This window comes from uncultured Duncaniella sp. (assembly GCF_910578445.1).
GTDB lineage: Bacteria > Bacteroidota > Bacteroidia > Bacteroidales > Muribaculaceae > Duncaniella.
In genome coordinates, this window is the sequence record NZ_CAJTQC010000023.1 from 29,644 (window position 1) to 49,043 (window position 19,400).

10 protein-coding genes are annotated in these 19,400 nt (G+C 49.4%); 6 read left to right on the plus strand and 4 right to left on the minus strand.

Going from position 1 to position 19,400, the window contains the following annotated elements; all coding sequences use genetic code 11:
• Positions 1–8: 8 nt before the first annotated feature.
• Both QZ311_RS09590 and QZ311_RS09595 read right to left on the minus strand, forming a co-directional pair.
• Positions 9–1,100: a metallophosphoesterase gene (locus QZ311_RS09590; RefSeq protein WP_297067099.1), complete on the minus strand. Its 1,092-nt coding sequence runs from the start codon at positions 1,098–1,100 to the stop codon at positions 9–11.
• A 170-nt stretch (positions 1,101–1,270) separates the two neighbouring features.
• Complete coding sequence (locus tag QZ311_RS09595) at positions 1,271–2,440, minus strand: acyltransferase (RefSeq protein WP_297067101.1); 1,170 nt, start codon at positions 2,438–2,440, stop codon at positions 1,271–1,273.
• A gap of 512 nt (positions 2,441–2,952) precedes the next feature.
• Between QZ311_RS09595 and QZ311_RS09600 the strand changes: the two genes are divergently transcribed.
• From QZ311_RS09600 to QZ311_RS09610, 3 genes are read left to right on the plus strand one after another with little or no spacing between them, the layout of a single operon-like run.
• The gene (locus tag QZ311_RS09600) at positions 2,953–4,230 is read left to right on the plus strand and encodes an ammonium transporter (RefSeq protein WP_297067114.1); all 1,278 of its coding nucleotides are present in this window, start codon (positions 2,953–2,955) and stop codon (positions 4,228–4,230) included.
• A gap of 50 nt (positions 4,231–4,280) precedes the next feature.
• A complete protein-coding gene (gene gltB / locus QZ311_RS09605) occupies positions 4,281–8,783 on the plus strand; it encodes a glutamate synthase large subunit (protein ID WP_297067103.1) in 4,503 nt (1,500 codons plus the stop codon).
• A gap of 37 nt (positions 8,784–8,820) precedes the next feature.
• Positions 8,821–10,257, plus strand: a complete 1,437-nt coding sequence (locus QZ311_RS09610; protein WP_297067106.1) for a glutamate synthase subunit beta — start codon at positions 8,821–8,823, stop codon at positions 10,255–10,257.
• A 146-nt stretch (positions 10,258–10,403) separates the two neighbouring features.
• On the opposite strand, the gene ispF is transcribed toward QZ311_RS09610, so the two are convergent.
• Complete coding sequence (ispF, locus tag QZ311_RS09615; protein WP_297067116.1) at positions 10,404–10,889, minus strand: 2-C-methyl-D-erythritol 2,4-cyclodiphosphate synthase; 486 nt, start codon at positions 10,887–10,889, stop codon at positions 10,404–10,406.
• A gap of 38 nt (positions 10,890–10,927) precedes the next feature.
• Positions 10,928–12,121, minus strand: coding sequence for a type IX secretion system outer membrane channel protein PorV (porV, locus tag QZ311_RS09620; protein ID WP_297067108.1), 1,194 nt, complete (start codon positions 12,119–12,121; stop codon positions 10,928–10,930).
• Between the two features lie 186 nt (positions 12,122–12,307).
• Here porV and feoB point away from each other — a divergent pair, with 186 nt between their 5' ends.
• The 3 genes from feoB to ppdK all read left to right on the plus strand — a co-directional run bounded on the left by feoB (position 12,308) and on the right by ppdK (position 19,053).
• Entirely contained in the window at positions 12,308–14,740 is a 2,433-nt protein-coding gene (gene feoB / locus QZ311_RS09625) for a ferrous iron transport protein B (RefSeq protein ID WP_297067109.1), read from the plus strand.
• A gap of 105 nt (positions 14,741–14,845) precedes the next feature.
• Positions 14,846–16,090: an FtsX-like permease family protein gene (locus tag QZ311_RS09630; RefSeq protein ID WP_297067111.1), complete on the plus strand. Its 1,245-nt coding sequence runs from the start codon at positions 14,846–14,848 to the stop codon at positions 16,088–16,090.
• Positions 16,091–16,338: 248 nt separating this feature from the next.
• Positions 16,339–19,053 carry a pyruvate, phosphate dikinase gene (gene ppdK, locus QZ311_RS09635; protein WP_297067113.1) on the plus strand — a complete coding sequence of 905 codons (2,715 nt, stop codon included), beginning with the start codon at positions 16,339–16,341 and terminating at the stop codon, positions 19,051–19,053.
• Positions 19,054–19,400 lie beyond the last annotated feature (347 nt).

Here is a 19,400-nt window from a genome sequence, read left to right on the forward strand (position 1 = left end):
AGCGTGTTTTATTTTAGCTTTTTGAGGGTTATTAGTGTGATTTCGGGTGTGGCTCCTACACGGGCCGGGAAGCCCACAGTCCCACCTCCGATGTTGACATATAACTGATGTTGTTTGTCAGAATCATTGTAAAGTCCACCCCAAGTGGGATAGCGGTATTTAGCCGGTGACCATCCGAGTATTTCAAGCTGCATAGCATGCGTATGGCCTGAGAGAGAGAGCGGAACTCTCATATCAGCATTGCCGGAAATCGAGTCGGTCCAATGAGCAGGATTGTGGGTGAGAAGTATCTTGCTCACACTGTCCGACAGTTGCGGATAGGCTTTAGAGAGCGAACCATATACTTTGAAAGGTGGGTCGCCGATGTTTTCAACGCCTATAAGAGCTATGGAGTCGCCGTCATGACGTAGCATGACTGTCTCGTTGAGCAGCAGATGCCAGCCCATATCGGCCTGAAGTTTTTTCATCAGTTCCAGATTGCCCTTTTTAGCTTCGGCCGATGGCCATTCGGAATAGTCGCCATAATCATGGTTGCCGAGAATAGAGTAGACCCCGTCAGGTGCGTTGAGTCGTGAGAATGGTGCGACGAACGGCGGAAGTTCTGTTGTCTTTGAATTGACTATGTCGCCTGTAAAGACAATGAGATCCGGATTGAGGGCATTGATGCGGTCAACGAATGTGGAGACAAACGTCGTGTCGTTGCCGAAGGTTCCTACGTGCATGTCGGAAAATTGGACAATACGATAGCCGTCGAAACCATCGGGCAGACCGGCGATTTCAATTTCGACGTCGTTGACATCGATGTTGAAGCGGTTGACCAATGCTCCCCACCACAATGCCACGAAAGTAACCACGCTCAGTACCGCTCCTGTTATCGACAGCCATGACAAGCGGTGACGTTTGAACAGGCAGGGTATCTTGGCAATAAGGTCGATTATGACAAAAAGATATTTGGGAAGGTAAAACGCGATGTACGTGTAGAGCATCCACATCATGGCCATCAGCATTCCGTTGGAGCAGTTGCGTTTTGGAAGACAGATGACCGCAAGGATGAGAATGAATAGCGCGTTAGCCGACCATAGCTGTATTTTTGACGGCAAGAGACTCCTGAATCTGTGTTTCAGTATTCCGTAAATGTATGTATCGACAAATACATTTAAGACCAAGAATACAAGAAGTGGGATTATCGGGAGTCTCATAGTTGTCAGGGATGTTTTGCAGTCGGAGATGTATTGTTAAAAAAGACCTTGGATATATACGGTCATTATTATCAACAACTGCCGGAGGCAAGGAGTTTATTGCGCAGTGGATTTGCATACATCATATACATGTATGTACGCATGAAGCTACGCTCCTGTGAGCTTATGTCAGCTACGTCGATTTTGTCGAGCTGACACTCGATATAATCAGTCACATTCCGGAATTCATCTTCAGTGTAGCGGTCACGATACATGTCTGAATCAAATGCAAGATCGTATGCAACGTAGTTTATGGGATAGATCTTGTATCTGTTATGGATTCCACAGTCGATGTTGTGGCAGATTTTGTGAATGGCCTCCTGTTTGTCGATTGTCGCGGGAAGCGATTCAATCATAGGAGTAATGCAATTGGCAAAGGAAATGTGTACCCGTCCTTTGTATTGCATCAGTCCTGTTTCCATCGAGAATAAATCGTCGTGTTGCGATTTCTTGAATTCAGGATCGCGGTGGCGCAAGAGGTATTCCCGTGCTTTCAGATAGTCGTTGGGATCGAATTCATATGAAATTGCTACGGGAGATATATTGATTGCGGCAAGATTTTGGGTGATTGTTCCACCGCCTGCCAGTCCGAGCATTTTCAATACGCTTTCCTGAGTGTGGTCGCTTGAATCTTTCGCTCTGCCTTGGCGCTGGGCAATCCAGATGCTTTCATTCTTGTTGCATATTGCGTGATGGATGTAGCCTGAAAGTTCGCGTGCGGCATCGAGAGCCTGACGTGTGGGCAGATTGCGTTTTACTATGAAACTGCCGTTGAGTTTCACGAGGTGGGTAATCCAGTCGTAGATGAGGAGGTTGTCTCCGATGGCTACTTCCGAAGTCTTCATGTTGTGGCGCAGGAATATCAGATTGATAAACGATGCGTCAAGCACGATGTCGCGGTGGTTGGTTATGAATGTGTAGGATTTTTCCGGATTTATGTTTTCCACGCCCGAGGCCGTAACTCCGGCAGTAGTCTTGCGTTCAAGTTCATTAAGAAAGTTCTGCATGACTCGTGACTGAAACTCATGTTTTGTGTTGCAGCTCGAGAGCAAGGCTATGAATTCCGTATAATCTATATCAGGAAGAATCCAGCGGATTGCGTGTTCGAATCCGGGTTCTGAAACCATTTTATTAATTGCTTCCTTGAACTGACTGTCGTCATAAGGAGCTATATCACTGAAATCTAAATTATTTGCGTCCATTACGCTTAGCGGGTTTACTTAGATAAACCAAATAGATGAAACAATAGTTGGCTCAAAGGTAGAAGATTTTAGGGTATTTTGCAAGAAATTTAAGGTTTTATTATAGATATGACTTCGTAATTAAGAAATTTTTTAAACAAAAGAGAGGCGTTTGAACTATAATTAGGTTTTTAAAGTGCTTTCATTGTTTATTGAATTTAAAATATAGATTGTGTTTTGTGGAAAAATGCTATAATTATAGGGATTTTTAAAGAAAAATGACAAATAATTTGCGTGGTATCAAACAAAATTCTACATTTGCAGTGTTTTAAAAGAAATTTTAAGATTGTTTTTGGTTCGTTTTATTTTAATAATAAATTTTCAGGTATGACTTTTAATGGTAAAAAATCAATTTAGGTTGGCTGTTGGTGCTGGTGGCGCTGATGGTGTTCAGTGTGCTTGGATTGCATACGGAGGTTTCGGACTCTCTGTATGATTTGCCCGGAGATCATTTATGGGCAAATGTGGCATGGATGATTACGGCTACAATCTTTGTGCTGATGATGACTCCCGGGCTGTCGTTTTTCTATGGAGGAATGGTAAGGCCGAAAAATGTCATATCGACTATGCTTCAGAGTTTCATTGTGATGGGATTTGTAAGTGTGATTTGGGTAATTTTCGGATTCGGGCTTGCTTTTGGCGACGATATTGCCCATGTGATAGGTAATCCTGCTGATTTTTTCATGATGAAGAATGTCGGGGTCAACAATGTTACGGATAAAAGTGATTTTTCTCAGATCGGCATCGTCACGACTACAATACCGTTGGCGCTTTTTGCTCTCTTTCAGATGAAGTTTGCAATCATCACGCCATCTCTTATAACAGGCGCTTTTGCTGAAAGGGTACACTTCTCGGGCTATCTTCTCTTCATAGTTCTTTGGACGGTGGTCGTCTATTGTCCTCTTGCTCACTGTACGTGGCATCCGGAGGGGCTTTTCGGCATGTTGCATGTCCATGATTATGCAGGAGGAATCGTCGTGCATGCCGCATCGGGTATAGCTGCTCTTGCCGGAGCAATGTTCCTTGGTCGCCGTCGCACGGTCAAAGGGGAGAACAACAAGCCTGCCAATGTCCCTTTTGTGTTGCTCGGAGCGGCGTTGCTCTGGCTCGGATGGTTCGGATTTAACGGCGGAAGCTCTTTGGCGGTTGACGGAATAGCTGTTTCAGCGTTTCTGAACACAAACACTGCCGCGGCGACCGCTATGGTGGCTTGGATTACTCTTGATGCCATTCGCGGCCACAAACCGTCGGCTATGGGTGCGGCAATCGGCGCTGTGGTCGGTCTGGTGGCAATTACGCCTTGTGCGGGTTGGGTCACAGCCGGTGAAAGTATCTTTATAGCCCTGTTCATCACTGTCTGCTGCAATATGGCTGTGGCATGGAAAGGGTATAGCAATCTCCTTGACGATGCTCTCGACGTATTCCCCACTCATGGTCTTGGCGGTATCATAGGAACGGTCCTCACGGGAATCTTTGCCTACGACTTTTTTGCCCGCAACAATCCCGACATGATTTCACGTGGCGAGTTCTTCTGGAATCATATACTCGTGCTCGCTATGGTATTCGTCTACACGTTCGTCGTGAGCTATGGGCTTTACTGGCTGACAGACAAGATTATTCCCATGCGTGTGTCAGGATGGAACGAGCGTGTAGGCCTTGACTCATCGCAGCATGGTGAGGAATACGGCAATGAGGCTTCTCTCGAACTTCCGTCGGAAAGCGACTGGTTCAGAGGAGTTGAGGAAAACTGATGTAATGAGTGAATTTTGGATTTATAATGAATTAAAGTTTTTATATGCAAATGTCAACACCAAAACAACAAGGACTCTACGATCCCCGTTTCGAGCATGACGCTTGTGGCGTCGGACTCCTCGTCAATGTGCGCGGAATCAAGTCTCATCATCTTGTGGAAAAAGGATTGCAAGTGCTGGAGCACATGGTCCACCGTGGAGCAGAGGGCGCTGATCCGAAGACCGGCGACGGTGCTGGAATCATGGTTCAGATTCCTCATGAATTCATTTTGCTGCAAGGAATTCCTGTTCCCGAAAAAGGACGCTACGGAACAGGACTCGTATTCTTTCCGCACAATGACGACACTATCCAGATTATACTCGGCATAATCGAGCGCGAGGCTATCGAACTTGGCCTGAAACTGATTGCCGTCCGCGATGTGCCTGTCAACAACGAGCAGCTCGGTTCGGTGGCACGGGCGGCAGAACCTGTCATAAAGCAGATTTTTGTTTCGGATGAAGAGACCGATGAACCTGTCGAAGTCCGTCTGTATCTTCTGCGCAAGGCAGTGGAGAAGAAAGTGCGTTCGCTCTCGCTTGATGGTAAGGATGATTTTTATATCGTCTCACTGTCATCGCGTGTCATCATCTACAAGGGAATGTTGTCGAGCCTTCAGCTCCGTTACTATTTCCCCGATCTTATGAATCCGCGTTTCACCACTGCGATGGCTCTTGTGCACTCGCGTTTCAGCACCAATACGTTCCCGACATGGTCACTTGCGCAGCCGTTCAGGATTCTCGGACACAATGGCGAAATCAACACCATACAGGGCAACCGTCTCTGGATGAAAGCGCGTGAATGTATGCTTAAGCCGCTTGCATTCGGTGACCGCGACATGACACCTATCGTGCAGCCTGGCATGAGCGATTCGGCTTCACTTGACAATGTGCTTGAATTCTTTGTCATGTCGGGCATGAGCCTTCCGCGTGCCCTCTCGATGCTTATTCCTGAATCATTCAATGATAAGAATCCGATTTCGCCGGAATTGAAGGCTTTCTATGAGTATAATTCAATCCTGATGGAAGCATGGGACGGCCCTGCGGCCCTGCTGTTCAGCGACGGTCGCTATGCCGGCGGTATGCTTGACCGTAACGGTCTGCGCCCCGCACGCTATCTCATCACAAATAACGACACTGTTGTGCTTGCTTCTGAAATGGGTGTGCTTCCGTTTGATGCTTCTGAGGTTAAGGAGAAGGGCCGTCTGCGTCCGGGCAAGATGATGATGGTAGATATGGAGGAAGGTAAAATTTATCAGGATGCTGAATTGAAAGAGGCTCTTGCCAATGAATTCCCTTACCGCGACTGGCTGTCGCGCAACCGTATAAGCCTTGACAGCATCAGCAGCGGACGCAAGGTCGAAAATACCGTTGGTGATTTCCGCCGCTTGCTTCATACATTTCTCTACAATCGTGAAGAAGTGGAGAAAATCATCACACCTATGCTTACTGACGGGAAAGAGCCTGTCAATTCAATGGGCAAGGATACACCTATAGCTGTTCTTTCGGAAGGACCTCAGTTGTTGTTCAACTATTTCCGTCAGCATTTCGCACAGGTGACCAACCCTGCTATCGATCCGCTGCGTGAGGAGTTGGTCATGAGCCTTGACAGTTATATTGGGGCTGTCAAGCTCAATCTGCTTGACCCGTCACCGGAGCTTTGCAAAATGGTGTTGCTTAAACGCCCCATAATCACCAACAGAGAGCTTGATCTTCTCTGCAATCTGCGTTACAAAGGGTTCAATACGCGCAAGCTGTCGATGACATTTCCGGCATCGGAAGGACATGAAGGGCTCGTTAAAGCCGTCGAGCGCTTGTGTCGTGAGGCTGAACAGGCTGTCGACGAGGGATGTAACTATGTGGTTTTGTCCGACAGGGAAGTAAATGCTGACAATGCGCCTGTCCCATCGCTGCTTGCCACTGCCGCCGTCCATCATCATCTGATTGACTGCAAGAAGCGCACGCAGACAGCGCTCGTCATAGAGACCGCCGATGCGCGCGAGGTGATGCACTTCGCTCTTCTCAGCGGATATGGAGCGAGTGCGATAAATCCATATCTTGCGTTTGCTGTAATAGATAATCTGGTTAAACGTCATGACATACAGCTCGATTTCGATACCGCATCCAAAAACTATATCAAGGCAATTGACAAAGGGCTGCTTAAGGTCATGTCGAAAATGGGCATCTCGACCATTACAAGCTACAAGGGCGCACAGCTTTTTGAGGCTATCGGCCTTTCCGAATCCGTGTGCAGTGAATATTTCGGACATACGGTGAGCAAAATCGGAGGAGTCGATATCAAGCAGCTTGCTGCCGGTATCACCGGTCCTCACGCCGAAGCGTTCGACGAGGATTTTGATACGGAATCTCCGCTGCCGTTCATCGGGCAGTATTCATTCCGAAAAGACGGTGAGTCGCATGCTTGGAATCCTGAAACGATAGCTACGCTACAGCTTGCCACACGTCTTGGCAGCTATAAGAAGTTCAAGGAATACACATCGCTTGTCGATAATAAGCCGAAGCCTATATTCATCCGCGATTTTCTCGATTTCCGCAAAGGCGAACCGATTCCGGTCGATGAGGTCGAGCCTGAAGAAGCTATAATGAAGCGCTTTGTCACCGGCGCTATGTCATTTGGATCGATAAGCAGGGAAGCCCATGAGGCTCTCGGCATAGCGATGAACGCCATAGGAGCGCGAAGCAATACGGGAGAGGGCGGTGAAGATCCCGAGCGGTTTACCCCCCGTCCCGACGGTTCGTCGGCCAGATCTGCAATCAAACAGGTGGCATCGGGCCGTTTCGGAGTGACGACCGAGTATCTTGTCAACGCTGATGAAATTCAGATTAAGGTCGCGCAGGGTGCGAAGCCGGGTGAAGGTGGCCAGCTGCCCGGATTCAAGGTCGACAAGATTATTGCGAAAACGCGCCATTCCATTCCCGGTATTTCGCTTATTTCGCCACCTCCACATCATGACATCTATTCAATCGAAGACCTTGCACAGCTCATATTCGATCTTAAAAATGTCAATCCGTCGGCCAATGTGAGCGTGAAACTCGTCGCGGAAAGTGGTGTCGGCACGATTGCCGCCGGTGTTGCAAAAGCAAAGAGCGATCTGATAACAATCAGCGGCAGTGATGGCGGTACAGGCGCATCGCCCGCGAGTTCGATACGTTATGCCGGCGTACCGGTGGAAATCGGGCTTGCCGAGACCCAGCAGACGCTCGTCATCAACAATCTTCGCGGTCAGGTGAAACTTCAGGCCGACGGTCAGCTCAAGAGTGCGCGCGACGTGATTATAATGGCGATGCTCGGTGCGGAGGAATATGGTTTTGCTACGAGCGCTCTGATAGTCCTCGGATGTGTCATGATGCGTAAATGCCATAAGAACACCTGCCCTGTCGGTGTCGCGACACAGAATGAGGAATTGCGCAGGCGTTTCACCGGCCGTTCGGAATATGTTGTCAATTTCTTCCGCTTCCTTGCCCGTGAAATCAGGGAGACACTTGCCGGGATGGGAGTGAGAAGGCTTGATGATATCATAGGTCGTGCCGACTTGCTGTTTGTGCGTGAGGAGCTGGAAGGACAGAAGACATCAGGCCTTGATTTCTCCCGCCTGCTGCATGTCCCGGCCGAAGCTGCTACGAACGCGATAATAAATGTCATCCGACAGAAACACGATATTGACCATGTGCTTGACAGGGAGATTATCAGCCGTGCATATCCGGCCTTAGAGTCGTGCATGCCTGTCGAACTTGAATTCCCTATCTGTAACACAGACCGTTCGGTCGGAGCGATGCTTTCCGGCGTGATAGCGAAGAAGTTTGGTGACGCCGGACTTCCGGATAATACAATCAACTGTACATTCAAGGGGGCGGCCGGTCAAAGTTTCGGTGCATTCCTCGCTCACGGCATCAGTTTCCGTCTCGAAGGAGATGCCAACGACTACGTAGGTAAAGGTCTGTCGGGCGGTAAGATTGTGATTGTTCCGCCTGCCGGATCGAAATTCGCACCGGAATCCAACATTATCGCCGGAAACACTATTCTCTATGGCGCTACTTCAGGAGAAGTTTATATCAACGGTCGCGTCGGCGAGCGCTTCTGTGTCCGCAATTCCGGTGCTACTGCTGTGGTCGAAGGGGTAGGAGACCATTGCTGTGAATACATGACAGGCGGTCGCACGGTGGTGCTTGGGACAACCGGACGTAACTTTGCCGCAGGAATGAGCGGAGGTATAGCCTATGTCTGGAATCCTGACGGAAATTTCGATTATTTCTGCAATATGGAGATGGTCGAACTTTCACTGATTGAGGAAATGGCTGACAACCGTGAGCTCTATCGGCTTATAGGAAATCATTTCAGATATACCCACAGTCCGCTCGCAGGCGCTATGCTTGATGATTGGGACAATTATGTGGGACAGTTCATAAAGATTATCCCGATTGAATACAAGAAGGTGCTTCACGATGAGAAAGTCGCTAATCTTGAGCGCCGTATCGCCTCAATGCAGGTCGACTGACATGGTTTATTAGTAATTACGCTTTAAAATTTATGACATGGGAAATCCCACAGCATTTTTAAATATACCGCGCAAGGAAGCGGGCTACCGTCCGATTCATGACCGCGTGAATGATTATGGTGAGGTCGAACAGACTCTCAACACCGAGGACCGCCGGTTGCAGGCGTCGCGCTGCATGGAATGCGGTGTGCCTTTTTGCCATTGGAGTTGTCCGCTTGGTAACCGTCAGCCAGAATGGCAGGACTATCTTTACAGAAATGACATCAAGGGCGCATATCAGCTTCTGACCATGACTGACGACTTCCCTGAATTTACGGGGCGAGTCTGTCCGGCTCTCTGTGAGAAAGGCTGTGTGCTCAACAAGCAGCACGAGCCTGTGACGATACGCGAAAATGAGGCAGCAATAGTCGAACGTGCATTCAGCGAGGGCTATGTGACCGCCTGTCCTCCGAAAAGGCGGACGAAGTTCCGTATAGCCGTTGTTGGTTCAGGGCCTGCCGGTCTGGCATGTGCCAATCAGCTTAACCGTCGCGGCCATAATGTGACCGTGTTTGAGAAAAATGAAGCTGCCGGAGGGTTGCTGCGTTTCGGCATCCCTGATTTCAAGCTTAATAAAAGTGTGATTGACCGCCGCCTTGATTTGTTGAAGGCAGAAGGCATCGAGTTTAAGTGTGGTGTCCGTGTCGGGACTGATATAAGTATTGACGAACTTCTCAAAGATTTCGATGCGGTTTGTCTGGCTATGGGTGCGGAAGTGCCACGCGATCTGAAGGTTGATGGCCGCAATCTGAAAGGCGTGCATTTTGCTCTCGAACTTCTTCAGCAACAGAACCGTGTGAATGCAGGAGCGGAAGTCAGTCGCGAACAGCGTATTTCGGCCAAGAAAAAGAATGTGCTTGTGATCGGAGGCGGTGACACCGGCAGCGACTGTGTCGGGACAGCTCACCGTCAGGGCGCTCTATCGGTCACTCAGATTGAGATTATGCCAAAGCCGCCGGTAGGGGAGAATCCCGATACGCCGTGGCCCTATTGGCCTGTTGTCCTCAAGACTTCGAGCAGTCATCTTGAAGGGTGTGACCGGCGGTGGCTACTTGACACCCGACGTTTCATCCCGGATTCCGACGGCCGTGTCAAGGAGGTGGAGGTCGAGGCCGTGGAGTGGGTGAAAGATCCGGAAACAGGCCGGATGAATCTCGTACACACCGGCAAGACTGAAACAATCAAAGCCGATCTCGTGCTACTTGCCATGGGTTTCACCAACCCTGTGCCGGAAGGAGTGATTGATACCCTCGGTCTTGAAAAAGATTCGCGAGGCAATGTCAAGGTCAATGACGACGGGCAGTCGAGCAATCCGAAAGTATTTGCGGCAGGCGACGTGTCGACCGGTGCTTCACTCGTTGTGCGGTGTATTGCTTCCGGGCGTAAGGCTGCGCAGGGCATCCATAAGTTTCTGATGAACCAACAGGAAGAATAACCACAATTCGCATATAAAAACGATGAAACCTCGCCGGGCATGTAATTTTTATGCCTGACGAGGTTTCTGATTTATGCCTTTTGCTCACGGGAAAGTAGAGTCCGTGACAAAATTTCGATATGCCGTATGAAATGTAATTACGTTTTTTAGTGTCGCGGGTCGGATAGCGTTGCCACGGCCATTGCGGAAATTCCTTCTCCACGGCCTTCAAAACCAAGCCGTTCGGTCGTCGTGGCCTTGACCGATACGCAGTCGGCGGATATACCGAGGTCGTCGGCTACGTTCTGAATCATAGCCGGAATGAAATCAAGCAGTTTCGGACGCTGGGCGACAATGGTAATATCCACATTGTTTATCGTGAAATTTTTTTCTGTAATCAGTTCCACGACACGGCGCAGTAGCACACGCGAGTCTGCACCTTTATATTCAGCTGCTGTGTCAGGGAAATGGTAACCGATATCGCGCATCGCTGCCGCTCCAAGCAGAGCGTCGGAAAGTGCATGGAGGGCGACATCAGCATCGCTGTGTCCGAGAAGTCCTTTTTCATAAGGGATATCGATTCCGCAGAGTATCAGCCGTCGGTCTTCGACGAGGCGATGGACATCGTATCCCAATCCGGTTCGTATCATTATTAATTATAGAATGAGATGTAGAATTATCAGGGGATGAATTAACGCTTGCCGAAAATCTCTTTCAGTCCGTCCATGTCGAAAGTCAGAGTGAAACGGAGGGTCTGGTCGAGTGGCGAATTCTGCGCGGTAGCCACCATGTAGCTTGCATCCAAGCGCAGGACGTTGAGGGCAAATCCGGCTCCGAGTGCGAAATACTGCAAATTTCCTTTGGTAGGATTCTGATAGAAGTAACCGCCACGGAGGAAGAACTGGTCATTGTAGTTGTATTCCGCTCCGAGTGACCATGAAATTTCGCGCAGTTCTTCTTTCATTCCGCCGGGTGCGTCGGAAAAAGATTTGAAAATACCGGTTATCGACGACATGTTCTGCCAGTCTTCTTCGGCTTTCACATAATCAATCTCTCCGTCAGTGTCGTCCGCATAGTCTTCTCTGCGCGGTTTGGTCGGGACAAGGAGTTTGTTGAGGTCGAGATTGAGCGACAGGTTATGGTAGTCGGCGAGCGGGAATGTGAACGATGTGCCAAGACGGAGGTTCGTGGGCAGAAATGCCGGGTTGTCGCCGTGATTATAGTTGACTTTCGAGCCTATGTTTGAAATATCAAAGCCCCATGACCACTGGCACTCATTGCGTCCGATGATAGGATAAGTGGTGTAGTAGCCAGAGATGTCGGCCGAGAATGCAGATGCGCCTGTCGATGAGTCGTCGGCATAGCTCTCGCTGAAGCTCAGGTCGGAGTATATGTAACGGAACACTATACCCATTGAAAATTTATCAGACAACTTGCGCGAATAGCCGATGTCAAAGCTCATTTCGTATGGATTGATGGATTGTATGCCCATTCCTCCGTTTTCATCCGTCACTTCACCGAGTGAGAAATAACGCAGCGATGCTGACACAGCCTGATTGTCTTCAGCTCCGATTTTCCAGTATCCTGCGACGTTGGCGAGAAAGATGTCGTTGACAAGTTTTCGAAGCCAAGGAGTATAGCTGAGCGAAACCGCACCGCGTGAATATGCAAACGCGTATTTCGACGGATTCCAATACTGGCTGTTTGCATCTGGATCAGTCGCAGCGCCGAGGTCGCCCATTGACGCTCCGCGTGCGTCGGGGGCGATACCGAGCGAATTGACACCGGTCTGCACCGGATTAAATTCATTTTTCTGAGAGTAGGCGGCAAACGACCCGAAAATCGCGATGCCTGACGCAGCTACTATATGTCTGAGTGAAATCATGGACAAAATTGAGTTGAATAGGTGTAATCGTTCATTCTTATAACTTGAATTTTCAATCTTTATTGCACCGTGGAGCCAGAAATTACACCATATAGCCTGCGATGATGAAAAATCATTATTTTTAGGTATTTCCTACAATATAAATAATATGTAAGTTTGTGGCCAAATAACGCATATCAGATTATTATGCTCACAAGACTTTCAGATTTAAAACCGGGTCAGGAAGCCACGGTTGTCAAAATATTGGGCCACGGGGCCTTCAGAAAACGAATGTTGGAAATGGGATTTGTGACAGGACGCAAGGTCAGGGTTCTTCTTGACGCGCCTCTTCGCGATCCCGTGAAATATGAAGTCATGGACTACGAGGTGTCGCTTCGCAGGTCGGAAGCGGAACTTGTCGTGGTGTCGGCCGGTGAGTCGGACTCTGTTCATTCATCTCTCCGGCATAATATCGACCAATCGGCCGTGTTGGAAGAAAGTGGTGATCCGGGCCATTCGGTTGCTCACGGTCATGACAGTCACAGCCATGCAATGCGGACTATCAATGTAGCTCTCATCGGCAATCCCAATTGTGGTAAGACTTCGCTGTTCAACGTGGTCTCCGGCGCGCGCGAGCATGTCGGTAACTACAGTGGGGTCACCGTCGATGCCAAGGCCGGAAGTGTGAAATATAAGAATTTCCGCATCAATATAGTCGATCTTCCCGGAACATATTCTCTTGCATCTTATTCTCCCGAAGAGCTGTATGTGCGCCAATATCTTCGCGACGAGACCCCGGATGTAATAATTAATGTGGTCGACGGTTCTAACCTTGAGCGTAACCTCTATCTGACAACCGAGCTTATCGACATGGACCGGAGTATGGTCATCGCACTCAATATGGTTGATGAGCTTGAACGTTCAGGCGTCAAACTCGATTGCAAGATGCTTGGCGAAATGATAGGTGTGCCGATTGTCCCGACGGCTGCCCGCACGGGGCGGGGGGTCAACGAACTGCTCGATACTGTGATACGCGTATATGAGGGAACGGATCCTGCCGTGCGCCATATCCATGTGAATCTCGGCGCGGATATAGAGCATGCCGTTACAGAGCTAAAAGACGCTATTAAGAAGAATCCGCATGTCGGGTTGCATTTTTCTCCCCGCTACCTTGCCATAAAGCTTCTTGAAAAAGATGTGGAGGTTGAAAAAGCTATCAAGGCTCTCCCTTCGGGGAAAGAGATTGTCGATTTGCGTGATTCATTGCTGGCAGGATTGCCGAAGGTCACCGACGACATCAATATGTCGATTGCAAACGCCAAGTATGGCTTCATCGCCGGCGCGCTCGCCGAGACAATGGAGGCATCTAAAAAAGAGGAAATCAATTCCACTCGTATAATCGATACGATAGTCACCAACCGACTGTTTGGCTTCCCGATATTTCTCGGAATAATGTTTTTTATTTTCTGGGCCACATTCGAGCTTGGTTCCTATCCGATGGAATGGATTGAGGGGCTTGTTGGATGGCTCGGGGACATTGCCCGTGAATATCTGCCTGACGGAGCGGTCAAAGACCTTATTGCCGACGGTATCATCGGAGGTGTGGGAGGCGTGATTGTGTTCCTTCCGAATATTCTTATCCTGTATCTTTGCATCTCTTTCATGGAGGACTCCGGCTATATGGCGCGTGCCGCCTTCATTATGGACAAAGTGATGCACAGGCTTGGGTTGCATGGCAAATCGTTTATTCCTCTGGTGATGGGCTTCGGTTGCACTGTGCCGTCCATAATGGCGTCACGCTCGATTGAAAGCCGTTCAAGCAGGATTATAACTATACTTATAAACCCGTTTATCAGTTGTTCGGCCCGACTGCCGATCTACGTGCTTCTTATCGGAACATTTTTCCCGAATCATGCGACATTCGTGTTTATGTGCATATATCTGCTCGGTATACTCATGGCCGGTGTCACAGCCCGTTTGCTACGCCGTTTCTATTTCGGCGAGGATGTGACGCCGTTTGTCATGGAACTTCCGCCTTACCGCATACCGACTATGAAGGCGACATTGCGCCACATGTGGGGAAAGGGAGAGCAGTATCTCAAAAAGATGGGAGGCATCATTCTTGTGGCAAGTATTGTTGTATGGGCGCTCAATTATTTCCCTCTCCACGATGGCGAATCTGCGCAGGATGTGTCGGCCGAGACTGTGGCTGACGACTCTGCGATTGATACGTCGCGTGACAGTTATCTTGAAATGGCAGGCAAGGCGATCAATCCGATACTTGAGCCCATCGGTTTCCATTGGCGTGCTTCGGTGGCAGCTCTTGCCGGTGTGCCTGCAAAAGAAATAGTGGTGTCGACTCTCGGTGTGCTTTACACCGGCGATGAGGAAGCGAGCGACCAGACACTCTCGGCCCGCTTGACAGCCCCGAATCAAGTGACGGGACAACCTGATTTTACAGCCGCAGCTGCGTTGAGTTTCATGGTGTTCGTGCTGCTCTATTGTCCGTGTATAGCGACTGTCACTGCCATTATCAAGGAGACGGGAAATCCGCGCTATGGACTGTTCTCGGTGGTTTATAACACGCTTCTTGCGTGGGTGGTGGCATTTGTGGTCTACAGAATAGCGTTGTTGTTTTAAACGGCCTCTAAGATTGCATAATAGTCAACATAGTCAACGATGTGGATAGTGGCGTTTGAAAAATTGAAGAAAAGTCGATAAATTTTTCTAACTTTGCCCCTCGTCATGTCACTATCCATATTCATTGCCAATCGTCTCTCGCTGCGCACTCCGTCAGGGAAAATGCAGTCGGGAATAGTAATCGCCGTCACGGGCATAGCGCTCTCGGTGGTTGTGATGCTCATATCCATAGCTGTTATGATGGGTTTCAAGGAAGAAATCCGTCAAAAGATAATGGGGTTCGACGCTCAATTGTCGATTTCGGTTCATAGTTCTGACAACAGCAAGTCGCCGCTTGTCGACATCAATGATGTCAGGCCGGTGCTTGAAATGTTGCCTGAAACGGCATCGACTGTGCTTGCCATCCGGCAGCCGGTGATTTTGAAGACTCCGACAGATTTTACAGGGGCGATAGTCAAAGGCATGAGCCGTGATTATGACTGGGAATTCATGCGACAGAACCTTGTCGAAGGTGAAATCCCGGATTTCAAGGCTGATTCCACACTTTATCATATCATTATATCGCGTAACCTCGCAAGGGATCTGTCGGTGAAAATCGGAGAGAAAATCGATGCTTTTTTTCTTGGAGGAGACAGTTATCGCACGCGGAGGCTTAAGGTGGCGGCTATCTATGACACTCATTTCAGCGAGTATGACGACAATTATATCTTTTCCACGTTGCCTATGCTTTCTGCGCTTGCAGGCGTAGGGAAGAATCTTGGAACGCAGATTGAAATCCACGGACTTGGAAGCGACCGGGAGATTGCAGAGTGTGGCGAGCGGCTCTCATCAGGCTTGCTTGAGAAGCTGTACACAGGCCACACGCCGACTTACTATGCCGTCACGGATGTCCATACTTCGGCAGCGTTGTATTTCAATTGGCTGGCCTTGCTCGACACGAATGTCATAGTGATATTGACCCTCATGTCGCTGCTTACATGTCTTACGCTCGTTTCGTCTCTATACATATTAATATTACGGCGCGTAAACATGATAGGCATCCTGAAGGCTTTAGGAGCGTCCGACTCGCTTATACGGCGGTCGTTTGTCTATCTGACCATGCGTATTCTTGTCGCCGGGCTTGTAATCGGCAATCTGCTTGGCATATGCACGATACTTGTTCAGGACGCAACCGGATTTATCCCACTGAATCCTGAAGCCTATTATCTTGATCATGTCCCGATGCTGCTGTCAGTCCCGGCATTAATCATACTCAATCTGTCAATCATTGTCGTGGCGGCTCTTGTACTGATACTTCCGTCAGCCATAATAACGACCATTCCACCGTCAAAAGTCATAAAATATGATTAAACTGGTGGCCGTCGGACTTTTCAAGTGCAAAAACAAGCATAATTTTGCTAAAAGAAGGCTCAAAAGGTTGTCATTGGCGAAAAAAAATTATATCTTTGCATTAAGTTACAACTTTAACCATAACCCCTTCAGTGCGTGTTTTGCACGAATATGGTGGCTGACTCTCATCCTCTAACAAATCTCCTTGACCGGAGCAATGATATTTAATCTTAAAAACGTAATTCAAATTATCAATATCTAATTACAGAATGAAAAGAGTTTATACTTTCGGAGATGGCAAAGCTGAAGGCAATGCCTCGATGCGCAATCTCCTTGGAGGCAAGGGTGCTAACCTCGCTGAAATGAACCTTCTCGGCATGCCAGTGCCTCCCGGTTTCACAATCACTACAGAGGTCTGCACCGAGTACACCCAGTATGGCCGCGACAAAGTAGTCGAAGACCTCAAAAAAGAAGTACAGGGAGCTATTGCCCATGTTGAAGAACTTACAGGCAAGAAATTCAACGACCCCGAAAATCCCCTTCTCGTATCTGTACGCTCCGGCGCACGTGCATCGATGCCCGGTATGATGGACACTGTCCTCAACCTCGGCATGAACGACGCTACAGTTGAATCGCTCGCAACCAAGAGCGGCAATCCCCGTTTCGCATGGGACAGCTACCGTCGTTTCGTCCAGATGTATGGTGATGTCGTGCTCGGCATGAAGCCCAAGAGCAAGACTGACATCGATCCGTTTGAGGAAATCATGGATAAGGTCAAGGAAGAAAAAGGCGTCAAGCTCGACACCGAACTTTCTGTAGAAGACCTCCAGAATCTTGTCAAGCTTTTCAAGGCTGCTGTAAAGGAATATACCGGCAAGGACTTCCCCAACGACGCTTGGGAACAGCTTTGGGGTGGTATCTGCGCTGTGTTTGACAGCTGGATGAACGAGCGCGCTATCATCTATCGCCGCATGAACCAGATTCCCGAAGAATGGGGTACAGCTGTCAACGTTCAGGCGATGGTTTATGGTAACATGGGTGAGAACTCAGCTACCGGTGTTGCTTTCAGCCGTGACGCAGCTACAGGTGAAAATATTTTCAACGGCGAATATCTCATCAACGCTCAGGGCGAAGACGTGGTTGCCGGTATCCGCACTCCTCAGCAGATCACTGTCGAGGGTTCACGCCGCTGGGCTGCCCTTCAGGGCATCAGCGAGGAAGTACGTGCTGAGAAATATCCCTCGCTTGAAGAGTCTATGCCTACTTGCGCAGCCGAGCTTATCGCTATCGCAGGCCGTCTCGAAGACTACTACAAGGATATGCAGGACATGGAATTCACCATTCAGGACGGCAAGCTCTGGATGCTCCAGACCCGTAACGGCAAGCGCACAGGCGCTGCTATGGTGAAAATTGCTATGGACCTCCTCCGCGCAGGCGAAATCGACGAAAAGACTACACTCCTCCGCATGGAGCCCCAGAAACTCGACGAGCTTCTCCACCCGGTATTCGACAAGGCAGCTCTCAAGCGCGCTAAAGTCGTAGCAAAGGGTCTTCCCGCATCTCCCGGTGCAGCTGCCGGCCAGATTGTATTCTCTGCCGACGAAGCTGAGGCTTGGAGCGAGAAGAAGCGCAAAGTAGTCCTCGTCCGCATCGAGACTTCACCCGAAGACCTCCGCGGTATGGCGGTTGCACAGGGTATCCTCACCATGCGTGGCGGTATGACTTCACACGCAGCCGTTGTTGCACGTGGCATGGGTAAGTGCTGTGTATCAGGTGCAGGTGAAATCCGTGTTGACTACAAGGAAAAGACCGTTGAAATGGGTGGCAAAGTCTACAAGGAAGGTGACTGGATTTCACTCAACGGCTCTACCGGCGAAGTTTACGACGGTCAGGTCCCCACTACAGAGCCTGAACTCGGTGGCGACTTCGGCGCAATCATGAACCTTGCTGCCAAATATACCAAGACACTTGTTCGTACAAACGCTGACTCACCCCGCGATGCAAAGCAGGCCCGTCATTTCGGCGCACAGGGTATCGGTCTCTGCCGCACAGAACACATGTTCTTCGAAGGCGACCGCATCAAGGCCGTTCGCGAAATGATTCTCGCCTCTGACCTCGAAGGCCGTCGAAACGCCCTCGCCAAGCTCCTCCCCATGCAGCGCGGCGACTTCGAAGGAATCTTCGAAGCTATGGACGGCTACGGTGTGACAATCCGTCTCCTTGATCCCCCTCTGCATGAATTCGTACCCCACCAGACCGCTACCCAGAAGGTAATGGCCGAAGAAATGGGTATCACCCTCGAAGAAGTTAAGGCTAAGGTTGACTCACTCGAAGAATTCAACCCGATGCTCGGTCACCGTGGCTGCCGTCTCGGAATCACTTATCCGGAAATCACCGAAATGCAGACACGTGCGATCATTGAAGCAGCTCTTGCTGTCAAGGCTCGTGGCATCGACGTTCATCCTGAAATCATGATTCCCCTCGTAGGTTCACTCAAGGAAATCCAGAATCAGGCCGACGTAATCAACATCACTGCCGCTAAGGTATTTGAGGAAGCCGGATGCAGCGTACCTTACAAGGTGGGTACAATGATTGAAGTTCCCCGTGCAGCCCTCGTTGCAAATCAGATTGCAGAGGTTGCCGACTTCTTCTCATTCGGTACAAACGACCTTACCCAGATGACCTTCGGATTCTCTCGCGACGACGCTCCCAAGTTCCTCAAGTTCTACAAGGAACACGGCATCATCAAGACCGATCCCTTCGAAGTTCTCGATCAGGAAGGTGTTGGCCAGCTCGTCAAGATGGGTGTTGAAAAGGGTCGTGCGACCAAGCCCGAGCTCAAAGTCGGCATCTGCGGTGAGCATGGTGGCGAACCCTCTTCTGTCAAGTTCTGCGCTCGCCTCGGCATGAACTACGTATCATGCTCTCCCTATCGCGTGCCCATCGCCCGCGTAGCAGCGGCGCAGGCTGCCATCGAAGAGTAATCCTTAGTACCTGAAACCAGACAATTAGGTCGTAACACCTTGCTTTGCAGGGGTTACGGCCTAATTTACTCTTAGACCTCCCGCTCATTCCGACACGCTTTCTGAGCAGTTTGAACGGAAATGTTTAGAAATTGCTTAGACTTTTTACCCCCTCTGCTTAGAGCGTGTTTAGAGCGATGTTTAGAGCGCTTAATCAGCCGTAAATCTCTGATTAATAAAAAAAAGCCCACAGGCATCAAATATTAATCATATATCAAACAAGAGAGTTATGGCAACCCTAAGACCATGCGTTCAGAAGCAACGCTCGGATGGGTACTATCCCGTCTACATCCGGGTCATACAAAATA